The 14,199-nt window shown below is 60.7% G+C and carries 12 protein-coding genes; 7 read left to right on the top strand and 5 right to left on the bottom strand.

The window, feature by feature from the left end; translation table 11 throughout:
* Positions 1 to 151: 151 nt before the first annotated feature.
* A complete protein-coding gene (locus tag MRX98_RS16040; protein WP_246912072.1) occupies positions 152 to 445 on the bottom strand; it encodes a hypothetical protein in 294 nt (97 codons plus the stop codon).
* 50 nt (positions 446 to 495) lie between these two features.
* A complete protein-coding gene (locus MRX98_RS16035; protein ID WP_246912061.1) occupies positions 496 to 1,872 on the bottom strand; it encodes a TrpB-like pyridoxal phosphate-dependent enzyme in 1,377 nt (458 codons plus the stop codon).
* A gap of 397 nt (positions 1,873 to 2,269) precedes the next feature.
* Here MRX98_RS16035 and MRX98_RS16030 point away from each other — a divergent pair, with 397 nt between their 5' ends.
* The 5 genes from MRX98_RS16030 to MRX98_RS16010 all read left to right on the top strand — a co-directional run bounded on the left by MRX98_RS16030 (position 2,270) and on the right by MRX98_RS16010 (position 9,245).
* Positions 2,270 to 2,491, top strand: coding sequence for a hypothetical protein (locus tag MRX98_RS16030; protein WP_246912059.1), 222 nt, complete (start codon positions 2,270 to 2,272; stop codon positions 2,489 to 2,491).
* Positions 2,492 to 2,504: 13 nt separating this feature from the next.
* Positions 2,505 to 4,265, top strand: a complete 1,761-nt coding sequence (gene aceK / locus MRX98_RS16025; protein ID WP_246912054.1) for a bifunctional isocitrate dehydrogenase kinase/phosphatase — start codon at positions 2,505 to 2,507, stop codon at positions 4,263 to 4,265.
* Positions 4,266 to 4,850: 585 nt separating this feature from the next.
* Complete coding sequence (aceB, locus tag MRX98_RS16020) at positions 4,851 to 6,446, top strand: malate synthase A (RefSeq protein ID WP_246912052.1); 1,596 nt, start codon at positions 4,851 to 4,853, stop codon at positions 6,444 to 6,446.
* 13 nt (positions 6,447 to 6,459) lie between these two features.
* The gene (gene aceA, locus MRX98_RS16015; protein ID WP_246912048.1) at positions 6,460 to 7,797 is read left to right on the top strand and encodes an isocitrate lyase; all 1,338 of its coding nucleotides are present in this window, start codon (positions 6,460 to 6,462) and stop codon (positions 7,795 to 7,797) included.
* Positions 7,798 to 7,850: 53 nt separating this feature from the next.
* Positions 7,851 to 9,245, top strand: coding sequence for a YhjD/YihY/BrkB family envelope integrity protein (locus MRX98_RS16010; RefSeq protein ID WP_246912045.1), 1,395 nt, complete (start codon positions 7,851 to 7,853; stop codon positions 9,243 to 9,245).
* Here the strand turns inward: MRX98_RS16010 and MRX98_RS16005 are convergent.
* The 3 genes from MRX98_RS16005 to MRX98_RS15995 form a co-directional block, all read right to left on the bottom strand.
* Positions 9,240 to 9,821, bottom strand: coding sequence for a YqaA family protein (locus tag MRX98_RS16005; RefSeq protein WP_246912032.1), 582 nt, complete (start codon positions 9,819 to 9,821; stop codon positions 9,240 to 9,242). The genes MRX98_RS16010 and MRX98_RS16005 overlap by 6 nt on opposite strands.
* Before the next feature lie 5 nt (positions 9,822 to 9,826).
* Positions 9,827 to 10,471 (bottom strand): protein-L-isoaspartate(D-aspartate) O-methyltransferase, encoded by a 645-nt coding sequence (locus MRX98_RS16000; RefSeq protein WP_246912022.1) that lies wholly within the window; start codon positions 10,469 to 10,471, stop codon positions 9,827 to 9,829.
* A 109-nt stretch (positions 10,472 to 10,580) separates the two neighbouring features.
* Entirely contained in the window at positions 10,581 to 11,171 is a 591-nt protein-coding gene (locus MRX98_RS15995; RefSeq protein WP_246912011.1) for a 5-formyltetrahydrofolate cyclo-ligase, read from the bottom strand.
* A 218-nt stretch (positions 11,172 to 11,389) separates the two neighbouring features.
* Here MRX98_RS15995 and serS point away from each other — a divergent pair, with 218 nt between their 5' ends.
* Together serS and thrC are read left to right on the top strand one after the other, a co-directional pair.
* A complete protein-coding gene (gene serS / locus MRX98_RS15990; protein ID WP_246912009.1) occupies positions 11,390 to 12,664 on the top strand; it encodes a serine--tRNA ligase in 1,275 nt (424 codons plus the stop codon).
* Positions 12,661 to 14,166, top strand: coding sequence for a threonine synthase (thrC, locus tag MRX98_RS15985; protein WP_246912001.1), 1,506 nt, complete (start codon positions 12,661 to 12,663; stop codon positions 14,164 to 14,166). Before serS ends, thrC begins: the two co-directional genes overlap by 4 nt.
* Positions 14,167 to 14,199 lie beyond the last annotated feature (33 nt).

Raw genomic sequence — 14,199 nt, 5'->3', positions numbered from 1 at the left:
AACCCGCCGGCGGTCGCCCAACGCACCAACCGCGCCTGCTCAACATCCGTGCCATTCAAACAACATCAATTCCCAAATCATTGCGAAAATGAATATTATCATTAGCCGAAAGGTTCTGTCCGCGATGTTGCGTCTCTGTATGATAATCGCGTTATGGGTTGTCCAATCGCTCGCGGGCTTGTTGAATCAGGTCGACGAGACTGGCGACCTTGTTCGGCGGTGGGGCTTGGGCCAGGCGCTGAAACGCTTCGGGGGTGAGGCGTTGTTGGAAGTAGGTTGCCACGTCGAACCGCTCCCACCAACAGTCCAGCACTTTGAAACAGGGGTCCTGCGGATGGCCGTCGGTGCGGCAGTAGGAAAAGGGCACGACGCTGCCCAGTCGCGGGCAGCGTCGTTGCATAGCATCGTAGGCGGTGTCGCCCTGGTCGGGCTCGGATTTGCTCATGGCTTATGTTCGAAGACCCGATTGCCTCCGGGCCCCCGCGGTTTGCGCGTTTAGCGGCTGTTGAGGTCCTGCGGCTTGGGAAAATCGGCAAAGACCGCCGTGGATTTGGCCATGTCGTCGTCGCTCAGTTCATAGTCGCTCAGCTTGCCGGACAGGAACTTCTCGTAGCCGGTCAAATCCAGCAGGCCGTGCCCGCTGAAACTAAACACGATCACCTTCTCCTTGCCCTCCTCCTTGGCCTTTTGCGCCTCGATCACCACTTGGGCCAGGGCGTTGTTGGTCTCCGGCGCGGGAATGACCCCTTCGGTGCGGGCCCACAGCACACCGGCTTTGTAGGCGTCCACCTGGGAGACCGACTGGGGGGTGATGATCCCTTCGTGGGCCAGCTGGCTCACCGTGGGGGCCATGCCGTGGTAGCGCAGGCCGCCGGCGTGGATGGGCGCGGGCACGAAGGCGTGTCCCAGGCTGTGCATGGGCAGCAGCGGGGTGTAGCGGGCCGTGTCGCCGTGGTCGTAGACGAAAGGTGAACGGGTGAGGGTGGGACACGCTTTGGGCTCGACGGGATAGATCTCGATGGCCTTGCCGTTGATCTTGTCCTGAATAAAGGGGAATGCCAGGCCGGCGAAGTTGCTTCCGCCGCCGGCGCAGCCGATGATGATGTCCGGGTACTCATTGATCATGGCCAACTGCTTTTGGGCTTCCAGGCCGATGATGGTCTGGTGCAGCATGACATGGTTGAGCACGCTGCCCAGCGAGTAGCGGGTCTTGCCGCTGGTGTCGCCCACCGCTGCTTCCACCGCTTCGCTGATGGCAATGCCCAGACTGCCGGGGGTATCGGGGTCCTTGTCCAATGCCGCCTGGCCCGCCCGGGTCTCGGTGCTGGGGCTGGCGATGCACTGGCCGCCCCAGGCTTCCATCATGGCCTTGCGGTACGGTTTCTGGTCGAAGCTGATGCGCACCATGAACACTTTGCAGTTGAGCCCGAATTGGGAACAGGCGAAAGCCAAAGCGCTGCCCCACTGGCCGGCCCCGGTTTCGGTGGTGATGTTTTCGATGCCGAACACCTTGTTGTAGTAAGCTTGGGGGATGGCGGTGTTGGGTTTGTGGCTGCCAGGGGGGCTGGCGCCTTCGTACTTGAAGTAGATGCGCGCCGGTGTCCCCAGGGCTTTTTCGAAGCGGTCGGCACGGGTAAGCACGCCGGGACGCCAGATGGAGAGCACATCCAGAACCGGCTCGGGAATGTCGATCCAGCGCTGGCTACTGACCTCCTGTTCGATCAAATTCATGGGAAAGACCGGCGCCAGCGCTTCGGGCTGCAGGGGCTTGCCGTCGGGGCCCAGGGGAGGGTTGAGCTTGATATCGGCCAGAATATTATACCACTGGCGCGGCATCTGGTCCGCGGGCAGGATCACGCTTTTTGCTTTCATGCAAAGGCCTCCTTCGAATGTCACGTGGATGTCGATACAACGGCCCGGTGGACCGCTCGCGGCCCCACAAAAGAGGAAAAGCGACCGGGTGTCAAGGCAATTTTGCAATCGGGGCCGGGTTCCGACCCAGAGGATGCCTGCAAACGGGCGGCAGTGCCAAGGCCGATCGGGATCGAGCGCTCAAGCCGGTACACGGTTGGCACCACGCGCTGCTTGCCCGCCCTGCGCGCAAGGGAAGGAGCAAGCCACCGTTGCCTTGACGCCGTCGCGATCATCGCCATATTGACCTGTGTGCACCGGCCGGGCGGTTGCCCGGCCGGTGCACACAGTTACCAGGGCGGAAATCCGTGGGCGCCCTGGTGGTTTTTTCTGATCGCAAGACAGAATGGAGGTCGCCATGACATATACCTGCAAACGCTGCGGGGCACTGGCCAATGCGCCGGGCCTTTTGTGCAAACCGTGTGACGACCGTCTACAGTGCCGTTTTTGCGGTGCGCCCGACGTGAATCACCGCCATGTGTGCAAATCAAAACTGGACGCCATGCGTTATGTATGCGACGGATGCGGTCGGATCGCCACCGACGCTGAATTGTTGTGCAGGCCGCAAGCCATCGGGTAAAAAGGAAAGCGTCATGCCGGAAACACAGGGAAGGGGACATTCGGGGGCCGACCGGCCGGCGGTTGAGGCCCTCGCGCGTTTACAACATGGATTTCGCGAATATGAGGATGGCTTTGCGGCCATTACCCGGAGGGCCGGCGGTCGTTTCGAAAACCGGGATTGGTCGGGCATGCGGGCCGACACCATCGAGCGGCTCGACCTCTACCCCCGGGTGGTCGGCGAAACGGTCCGGGCGGTGCTGGATCGCCTCGGATCCCTGTTCCAATCCGCCGCGATCTGGCGCCGGCTCAAGGCGGATTACGCCGCCGGCCTGGATCAGCGCGCAGACGCGGAACTGGCCCGCACCTTTTACAACTCCGTCAACCGGCGCATCATGGAAACCGTGGGCATCGATCCGGAGTTGGAGTTCTTCGCCGCCGATCCGGATGACGAACCATTGCCGCCGACGGATGCCATCTGTTTCTGCATGCAAGCCCCTGCCGTGACCGCCGAGCTGATCGAAACGGTGCTGGCATGTTTCGAATTCAAGACGCCCTTTGCGCGGCGCCCCACCGATGCCCGTCTTTGCAGCGAGCGGATCCGCCTGCATTTGGCCCATTCGCCCGAACCGGACGCCCCAGTGCGCATCGAAATGGTGCGCACCCCGTTTTTCCGCGAGATGCGCGCCTACCTGATCGGCCGCCTGCGGCGCGGCAATTACCAGGTCCCCCTGGTTTTCGCCCTGGCCAACGACGGCCCGGCACCCGGACTGCTGGTGGACGCCCTGTTGCTCACCACAGATGCATTGCGGGTGCTGTTCAGTTTCAGCCACGCTTATTTCCATGTGCTGTCCCAACGACCGCGCCATCTGGTGCGTTTTCTGCGGCAGTTGATGCCGACCAAGCGCATTGCCGAACTGTATATCGGTCTGGGCTACAACAAGCATGGCAAAACAGAGTTGTACCGCGACCTGTTGGCCCACCAGGAGGTGTGCGGCCTGGATCGATTTCAATTCGCTCCCGGCCAGCGGGGCATGGTGATGATCGCTTTCAACATGCCGCAGGACGACTTGATCTACAAAGTGATCCGGGACCGCTTCGCCTCGCCCAAAAGCGCCACCCGACAGCAGGTGATGGAAAAATACGATTTCGTCTTCCGCCATGACCGGGCCGGCCGACTGGTGGATGTGCAGACATTTGAAAATCTGGAACTCGAAACCTGCTGCTTGATGCCCGATCTGCTGGCGGAGCTGGAAGCCGAGGCCCAGCGCACGGTGACGGTTCACGAGGACCGGGTGGTGCTGCACCATGTCTACGTGGAGCGGCGCATGGTCCCCCTGGATCTCTATTTGAAAGAAGCCGACGCCCGGGCCGCCAAGGCGGCGGTCATCGAGTACGGCAAGGCCATCAAGGATCTGGCCCGGATCAATATCTTTCCCGGCGATCTGCTGATCAAGAACTTCGGCGTCACCCGCCTTGGCCGGGTGGTTTTCTACGACTTCGACGAGTTGTGCCCGTTGACCGATTGCCGCTTTCGCCGTATGCCCCAGGCCCGCGGATACGAAGATGAAATGGCGGCCGAGCCCTGGTTCGCCGTTGCGGACAATGATGTCTTCCCCGAGGAGTTCGCCTCTTTTCTGGCCTTGCCGCCCGACCTGCGACAGGTGTTCTTGCATCATCACGGGGATCTGCTGACCCCCGACTTCTGGCAGCAAACCCAGGAGACCATCCGCGCCGGCATCCTGACGCCGATTCTACCTTACAGCGACACAGAGCGGTTGGCGGGGTCGCGCTGAATACAATGTATGCAAGCGTTTTGCGAGCGCGGCTGGATCCTGGCAATTCAGCCATCATCGATGGCCGGCCCCGTCAGGGAAATCGCATATAGTTTTGGCATGGGTGCCACCCCCGACACCACTGAAACACCATATATCCCCACTCTTTCCTCGAGCGCCGTGGGACAATGGCTAACTGATCAAAAGCCTTTCCACTTGTTTTCTACATGCGACTGCCCTGTCAACTCCCCCACACACACATCTAATCGGCAGAATTCATTAACTTAACACTTAAAACTTAAAACTGCCGATTGGATACACCAATCTGAAATGGTGCACCCTGTTGCGCCGGAATCGCCACCCCCGTTTTCATTTGTTGACAACCCCCTGCCTTTTCTTATTATAATTTTCAATGGCCGTTCAGCCCCTTACAACCACCCGTAACCCGAAACGTACCGGCCGCCGATGGTCGCCGCAGCAACGGCATCCGGCGGCTTCATCACCCTGGCGCTGCTTCTGGGTAATTATCACATGCCGCGCCCGGCGCGGCGTTTTCGTGCTTTCGGCACGGCGCCGTTCACTTCACCCCAAATGTGGAGGTCGATTATGCCTGTGTATAAACAAGTGGACGATATAGAGGTGGTCGGTCCGCCGGGAGCCGGCTTCGAGACGCTACTGACCGACGATGCGCTGCGCTTCGTGGCCGATTTGCAGCGCCGCTTCGATGCCACTCGAAAAGCGCTGCTCCAAGCGCGCCAATCCCGTCAGGCGGCCATCGATGCGGGGCAATTGCCCGATTTTCTGCCGGAGACGCGCCACATCCGGGAGGGCGATTGGCGCATCGGCACGGTGCCCCCCGATTTGCAGGACCGGCGGGTGGAGATCACCGGACCGGTGGATCGCAAAATGGTCATCAACGCCCTCAATTCGGGGGCTTCGGCCTTCATGGCCGATTTCGAGGACGCCCATGCCCCCACCTGGCAAGGCACCATCGATGGCCAGATCAATTTGATGGATGCGGTGCGCGGCACCATCGCACTGACCACCCCCGAGGGCAAGCAGTACAGCCTCAATGAGCGCACCGCCGTTTTGCTGGTGCGCCCCCGCGGTTGGCACCTGGACGAAAAGCACCTGCGGGTGGCCGGCCAACCGGTGTCCGGGGCACTTTTCGACTTCGGCCTGTTCTTCTACCACAACGCCAAGGAACAACTGGCGCGGGGCACCGGGCCCTACTTCTATCTGCCCAAGCTGGAAAGTCATCTGGAGGCGCGGCTGTGGAACGATATCTTCGTGCAGGCGCAGCAAGCCCTGGGGCTGCCCGTGGGCACCATCAAGGTGACGGTGCTGATCGAAACCATTCTGGCGGCCTTCGAAACCGATGAAATTCTTTATGAATTGCGGGATCACATCGTGGGGCTCAACTGTGGTCGCTGGGATTACATCTTCAGCTTCATCAAGCGGTTTCGCAATGTGCCGGGCTACATTTTCCCGGATCGCGCCCTGATCACCATGACCCGCCACTGCATGCGCTCCTATGCCTTGCGGGTGATTCAAACCTGCCACCGCCGGGGCGCCCATGCCATGGGCGGCATGGCGGCCCAGATTCCCATCAAGGAGGATGCCCAAGCCAACGCGGCGGCCTTGGACAAGGTGCGCGAAGACAAGGTGCGCGAAGCCCGCGACGGCCATGACGGCACCTGGGTGGCCCATCCGGGCTTGGTGGCAATCGCCCGGGAAGAGTTCGACAAGGCCATGCCCGCGGCCAACCAAGTGGACCGCTTGCGGGACGATGTGACCATCACGGCGGCCGATCTGCTGAAAGTGCCCAACGGCCCCATCACCGAAAACGGCCTGCGCAACAACATTGCCGTCGGCATTCAGTACATGGCCCACTGGCTGGCCGGCAACGGTTGCGTGCCGCTCTACAACCTGATGGAGGATGCGGCCACGGCGGAAATCGCTCGGGCCCAGGTGTGGCAGTGGGTGCACCATCCCGAAGGGGTTCTGGACGACGGACGGGAGGTGACCCTGCCCTTGGTGCGTCGCATCATGGACGAAGAGATGGACCGCTTGCGCGAAACACTGGGGCCCGACGGATTCGGCGCCGTACCCCATGACCGGGCGCGCCGACTGTTCGAAGAGATCATCGCCAATCCCGTCTTCGAGGAGTTTCTCACTCTCAAGGCATACGAAAAGCTTTAAAAAGGAGATTGCCATGCAAACCATTGCCGAAGAAGCCCAAGCCTTGTGTGACCGATTGACGTGCCACGAAATCTTTCCCGATGAAATTTCGGCTCTTAACTGTGAGTGGGAGAACGACCCACGCTGGAATGGCATTGTTCGTCCTTACAGCGCGGAAGATGTATTGAAGTTGCGCGGCACCCTGAAAATCGAACACACCTTGGCATCGGCCGGCGCCAAGCGGTTGTGGCACCTGTTGCAAACCGAAGATTTCGTCCCGGCCCTGGGGGCCCTGACCGGCAACCAGGCCGTACAGCAGGTGGAGGCCGGGCTGAAGGCGATCTACCTCAGCGGGTGGCAGGTGGCGGCCGACAACAACCTGGCCGGCCAGATGTATCCGGATCAAAGCCTGTATCCTGCCAACAGCGTCCCCGCGGTGGTGCAGCGCATCAACAACGCCCTGCGTCGGGCCGATCAGATCCAGGTGCTCGACGGCCGCAAGAAAGGCCCTTATTGGTACGCACCCATCGTGGCCGATGCCGAAGCCGGATTCGGTGGACCGCTCAACGCCTTCGAGTTGATGCGCGATATGATCGAGGCCGGCGCGGCCGGCGTCCACTTCGAAGACCAGCTGGCCAGCGCCAAAAAGTGCGGCCACATGGGCGGCAAGGTGCTGGTGCCGGCCCGTGAGTTCATCACCAAGTTGATCGCCGCTCGTCTGGCGGCCGACATCAGCGATGTGCCCACGGTGCTCATCGCCCGCACGGATGCCGAAGCGGCGCGCCTGCTCACCAGCGATATCGACGAACGGGACCAGCCCTTTCTCCTGGATCAGCCCCGCTCCTCGGAAGGCTTCTACTACATTCAAAGCGGCATCGATCTGGCCATTGCCCGCGGCCTGGCCTACGCCCCTTATGCCGACATGATCTGGTGCGAAACCCAGAAACCCGATCTGGAAGAGGCCCGTCGATTCGCCGAAGGCATCCATGCGCAATTTCCCGGCAAACTTTTGGCCTACAACTGCTCGCCGTCGTTCAACTGGCAGGCCAACCTGGACGACAAGCTGATCGGCAACTTCCAGAAAGAGCTGGCGGCCATGGGCTACAAGTTCCAGTTCGTGACCCTGGCCGGATTTCACACCTTGAATCTGGGCATGTTCGACCTGGCCTACAGCTACAAGAAGGAGGGCATGGCCGCCTATTCCCGATTCCAGCAGACCGAGTTCGCCCACGGCAAGGAGGACGGCTACATGGCCACCACCCACCAAAAATTCGTGGGCACCGGTTACTTCGACCGGGTGATGGACAGCATCAGCCAGGGGCTGTCTTCCGTGGGGGCCCTCAAAGGCTCCACGGAGGAGTCCCAGTTCTAAACGCTATACGCAAACAGGCCTCCCCGCACGCAATCTGAGATGGGGCGCAGCGCTTGTCTGCGCCCCCCGGCATCGATCCAGCACAACCCCCGGCGGAAGAAGAGACGCCCATGGCCGATTTGAAAGCGGCAAAGACGCGCCTGACCCACTTTCTGCAAACCGAAATCTGGCGCCTGAGCAAGGGCGATCTGACCCGGCCCAGGCAGTTGCTGCTCAAGCCGATGCGGGTCCTGCTGCTGACCGTGCAGGGCTACGTGCGGGACAACTGCGCCCTGCGGGCTTCGGCCCTGACCTTCTACACCCTGCTGTCGGTGGTGCCCATGGTCGCCCTGGCCTTCGGCATCGCCAAGGGGTTCGGCCTGGAACAGCGGCTGGAACACCAACTCTATGAACGGCTGGCCGGCCAGGAAGAGGTGATGGAACAGATCATCACTTTTGCCCGCAGCCTGCTGGAAAACACCAAGGGCGGTTTGGTGGCCGGCATCGGCGTCCTTTTTCTCTTTTGGGCGGCGCTCAAGGTGCTCAACCATATCGAAGCGACCCTCAACAACATCTGGAAGGTCCAATCGCGCAGCCTGGTGCGCAAATTCACCGACTACCTGACCATCATGATCCTCAGCCCACTGCTGATGATCGTCGCCAGCAGTCTGAATGTCTATGTGACCACCCGGGTGACGGCCATCACCGGCTCGGTGTCGGTGCTGGAAGTGGCCAGCCCGGTGATATTCCATCTGCTGCAATGGCTGCCCTATGCCCTGATCTGGATGCTGTTCATCCTCATCTACCTGGTGATGCCCAACACCCGGGTGCGGTTCAGCGCCGCCCTGATCGCCGGTGTGGTCGCCGGCACCTTGTTCCAGGTATTACAGGGCGGCTATATTCACGTGCAGGTGCTGCTTTCGCGTTACAACGCCATCTACGGCAGCTTCGCCGCCTTGCCCTTCTTTCTCATCTGGCTGCAGTTGAGCTGGATGATCCTGCTGTTCGGCGCCCAAATCGCCTATGCCCATCAGCATGTGGGGCAGTATGCCCGGGCCGTGGATTACCGAGAAACCAGTTCGGCCATGCAGAAGCAGTACGGCCTCTATCTGCTGCGGCGCATCATCGATGCCTTCGCCAAGGCCGAACCCCCACCGACGGCCGAGGAGCTGGCCGAGCAGAGCGGGCTGCCCGGTGAGCTGGTGGCGGACCTGGTCGAGCGGCTGATCCGGGCCGGCATGGTGTCGGCGGTACAGCTACCGACGCAGGACATGATCGGCTACCAGCCGGCTCGCGACATCCACACCATAACCGTTGCCGACCTGCTCGAGCGGTGGGACCGGGAAGGACGGGACAGTGCGCCCGCCGATCCGTCGGCGCAGGAAATGCGCACCGTTTCGGAAGCCCTGGCGGCCATCGACCGCGAAGTGCGCAAGACCTCCGCCAACCGCCTGGTCAAGGATTTATAATACGTACCTGATAACCACGAAACCCAACACCAGCAGCACCACGAAGGTGATGGCCAGGATGTCGAAATAGCGGTCGATGAAGGCGCGGATAGAGGGGCCGAAGACGCGGATCAGGCCGGCCACCAGAAAAAAGCGGGCCGAACGGGAAACCAGGGAGACGATGACGAACACGGCGAAGTTGATATGGAACATGCCGGCGGCGATGGTGAACACCTTGTAGGGAATGGGTGTGAAACCGGCGATGCCCACGGCCCAGGCGTCGTATTGCTGAAAAAGAGTGCCGATATAGGCCACCTGGTCGGAGAACCCGTACCACTCGACGATGCGCTGGCCCAGTCCGGCCATGAACGCGTAACCGATCAGATAGCCGATGCAGCCGCCCAGCACCGACCCGAGGGCGCAGACCCCGGCATAGGTGAGGGCCTTGCCCGGTTTGGCCACCGCCAGGGCGATGAGCAGCACATCCGGGGGAATGGGAAAGAAAGAGGATTCCGCCAGGGCCAGCAGAAAGAGCGCCCAGGTGCTGTAGGGGGTTTCGGCCCAATGCAGGACCCAGTCATATAAGCGTCGCAGCACGGGCTTTAGATCTCCTTCCAGCCGTGCTCGCCCACCAGCTTGACAAAACGGCAGCCGCCCAGATCGGTTTGCCGCACCCCTTTCTCGTCGCGCACCAGTTGCACCAGTTCCTGGGCATACTGGTTGCCCACCGGAATCACCATGCGTCCGCCCAATGCCAATTGGTCCACCAGCACCCGGGGCACCTCCGGGGCACCGGCGGTGACGATGATGGCGTCGAAGGGACTTTCGTCCTTCCATCCCGTAGTGCCGTCACTATATCGGGTGACAATGTTGTGATAGCCCAACTGGTCGAACAATTTGCGGGTTCTGGTATAGAGATTGTAGATGCGCTCGATAGTGTAGACCCGGTAGGCGATCTGCGCCAGCACGGCGGCCTGGTAGCCCGATCCGGTGCCGATCTCCAGCACCCGGTCATCGGGGGTCAATTGCAGGGCCTGGGTCATTTCAGCCACGATGTAGGGCTGGGAGATGGTCTGTTGCTCGCCGATGGGCAGGGGAAAATCGCTGTAGGCTTGATCCATCAACGCCTCGCTGACGAACAAATGACGCGGTACCGTGCGCATAGCGGCCAATACGGCGGGATCGGTGACGCCCCGGGCGGCGATCTGCTTGTCGACCATTTCCTGGCGCAATCGATCGAATTTCATCGGCCTCCAATCCCCCTGATTGTCATTCAAGCGGGCAACGGGAACAGGTGTTGAGCGATGCCTATTACCAAATATGCGAGGGTGGTTTAAAGCAAAAAAGTGAAAAGGGTCATATTTTGTAGATGATGCGCGTTTCCGTGATGATGATGTCCAGGTACTTGTCATGGCTCTCCATGGGCACCGCGGGAACAATCCGGGATTCGAACACCAGGCCGACCTTGCGGGTGGTGGCCGGCAGCTCGGGAATCAGTTGATCGAAGCTGCCGTGGCCCGTGCCGATGCGCCCCCCTTTTTCGTCCATCACCAAGCCGGGCACGATGGCGATGTCCAGGCAGTCCAAGGGCACCGATTTGCAGCGTTTGGGATTGGGCTCCAAATTGCCCCGCGTGCCCTTGACCAGATCCTTCTGTATATCGTCCACTTTGTAAAGGCGCACCGCTGGGTCCTGGTCGGGCAAAAACAGGGGCAACACAATGATCTTGTTATACATCACACTGCGCCGCAGAATTTCAGTCGTATCCACCTCGCCGGGTGCGGGGGTGTAGAACAGCACTATACGCGACTCGAGGAAATTGGCGAATTCGAACAATCGCTCCTCTATGGCTTTGACTTTTTCGGCAATCTGTCCGGGATCGAGGGCGGCCAGGCGGCCGAGGGCCTCCTCGCGCAGTTCGCTTTTGCGTTCTCGGGTTTCCTCCATCACTGTCGTCTCCGCTATTTGGTTGGATATTGAACCGCCCGATATCACGGGCCACCAATTCAACTCGCAATGATCATTGACTAAATCACAGGCTTACAGTAGAGTCGGGCCATTGTTGCCACGCGACCCCCAGCGCGGGGCCGTGGTTTTCGTCGATGGCCGATCGGGACATAACAACCGGTTTTCATCGGCAAATTCCGTTCAATATAGGTATTCCGATGCTGGAAATCAAGTTTGTAAGACAAAATTTCCCCACCGTGGAGGCCGCCCTGAAGGCGCGGGGCGCTGCCGTGGACCTGGTGGCGTTTACCCGAGCCGATGCACAACGGGTCGACATATTGTCCGAAATCGAGCAGTTGCGCCACCAACGCAACGTGGTTTCCGAACAGATCGCCGACATCAAGCGGCAAGGCGGCGATGCCGGTACGATGATGGCCGAAATGCGAACCGTGGGCGAACGGATCAAGGGGCTGGAAAAGGATCTGGCCGAACAAGAGCAAATCCTCGGCGGTCTTTTGCTGGAGATGCCCAATCTGCCCCACGCCTCGGTGCCGCCGGGCCTTTCGGAGGAAGACAACCCGGTGTTGAAAACCGTCGGTCAACCGCCGGTTTTCGATTTCACGCCCAAGGGCCACTGGGATATCGGCGAGCAACTGGGAATTCTCGATTTCACCCGTGCCGCACGCATCGCCGGCGCCCGCTTTCCCCTTTACCTCGGCGCCGGGGCGCGCCTTGAAAGGGCCTTGATCAACTTCATGCTCGACACCCACACCGGAGAGCACGGCTACACCGAGGTGTTGCCGCCGTTTTTGGTCAATCGCCGGTCCATGACCAACACCGGTCAGCTGCCCAAATTTGCGGACGATTTGTTCAAATTGGAGAATTGGGACTATTTTCTGATTCCCACGGCTGAAGTGCCGGTCACCAACATCCACCAGGATGAAATCTTGACCGAAGCGCAGCTGCCCATTTACTATACGGCCTACACCCCCTGTTTTCGTTCCGAAGCCGGTTCCTACGGCAAGGACACCCGCGGCTTGATTCGCCAGCACCAGTTCAACAAGGTGGAGTTGGTCAAATTCACCCGTCCTGAAAGCTCCTACGAAGAGTTGGAACGCTTGCTGGACAATGCCGAAACCATTCTGCGGCGCCTGGGCCTGGCTTACCGGGTGGTAACCCTTTGCAGCGGCGATCTGGGTTTTTCGGCGGCCAAGACCTATGATATCGAAGTGTGGATGCCGGCCCAGGGGGTCTACCGGGAAATATCCTCGTGCAGCAATTTCGAATCTTTTCAGGCCCGCCGCGCCAACATCCGGTTCAAGGAAAAAGGACGTAAAGGCACCCAACTGGTGCACACCCTCAACGGTTCAGGGTTGGCCGTGGGCCGCACGGTGGCGGCCCTGCTGGAAAACTATCAGCGCGCCGACGGCACGGTGGCCGTGCCCGAGGCACTGCGTCCCTACATGGGTGGAAAGGACACCATTGGCCGATGAAACCGGAACAGTTCCCCGAAGCGCTGCAACCCGACCTGGTCCCCACGCCGTCCGGCGAGTTGTTCTACCGCTGCTTGGGCTGCGCCGCCGAATTCGACATCCGCACGCTGCTCTACACCTGTCCGGAGTGCGGACGGGTGCTGCTGATTCATGACCGGCGATTCGACCGGCTGAAAAAGCGATCTCCCGAGCATTGGCGCCGACTTTTCGACTACCGCCGCATGCTGACCATACCGGCCCTGACCGGCATCTATCGCTATCATGAGTTCATCGGTCCGATCATCCCCCTGGATGCGGTGGTGTACCTGGGTGAAGGGCACACCCCCATGGTAATGGCCAACGCGCCCCTGCAGGAACGGGTGGGCATGCGGTTTTTCTTCAAAAACGACGGCCAGAACCCCAGTGCCTCGTTCAAGGATCGCGGCATGGCCAGCGCCTTGAGCTACATCAACTTTTTGATTCGCAGCGGCGTGCTCTCCGAAGTGTTGGCGGTGTGCGCCTCCACGGGCGACACCTCCGCCGCCGCGGCGCTCTATGCCGCCTATTTGCAACCCCGCATCAAGTCGGCGGTATTGCTGCCTCACAAAAAGGTGACCCCCCAGCAACTCTCCCAGCCCCTGGGCAGCGGCGCCCGGGTCTACGAAATTCCCGGCGTGTTCGACGACTGCATGAAGGTCGTGGAGGCATTGTCGGAGCAGTACGACGTGGCCCTGCTCAATTCAAAGAACGCTTGGCGCATTCTGGGGCAGGAATCCTACGCCTACGAAATCGCCCAGGCCTTTGAATATGAAATGGCCGACAAGGTGGTGGTGGTACCCATTGGCAACGCCGGCAACATCACCGCCGTGATGAGCGGTTTTCTCAAGTTTCACCAAGTGGGCCTGATCGACGATCTGCCCATGATTCTCGGGGTGCAGTCGGCCCATGCCGATCCGGTCTACCAGTACTACCGGGAAGCCGAGACCGCCAAGCGCCGTTTCGTAGCGCAATCGGTGCGGCCTTCGGTGGCCCAGGCAGCCATGATCGGCAATCCCGTTTCCATGCCACGGGTGATCGAACTCGCCCGCCATTACGATGAAACCGCCGGCCGGCAACGGGTCCATGTCGTCCAGGTGACCGAACAGGCCATCATGGATTGGCAATTGCGCGCCAACCGCAACGGGCACATCGCCTGCACCCACGGCGGCGAATGTCTGGCCGGACTGGCCCATGCATTGGCGCAGGGCGTCGTCGAACGCCAGGCGACCGCCGTCCTCGACGCAACGGCCCACGCCCTTAAATTTGTCGGTTTTCAGGAGCTGTATTTCGAAAACCGCTTCCCGGCCGATTATGAAGTGCAACCCGATCCGGAGCTGATCAATGCGCCGGTTTACATGCATCCCCGCGACCTAGAGCGGGTGCCGTCCCCCGGCGCGCCCCTCGATGGCCAAGACCTTGAACGCTTCGTCCAGGCCATCACCAGCGCCATCGCCGGGGACCTGGACTTGAAAAAGCGTTCCTGAAACCTTTGCAAACAGCACCGCATCGAGGCGCGG

This window comes from Desulfatitalea alkaliphila (assembly GCF_022968795.1).
GTDB lineage: Bacteria > Desulfobacterota > Desulfobacteria > Desulfobacterales > Desulfosarcinaceae > Desulfatitalea > Desulfatitalea alkaliphila.
The sequence above is the reverse complement of the archived record's forward strand: the minus strand, read 5'-3'. Positions and strand labels throughout refer to the sequence as shown.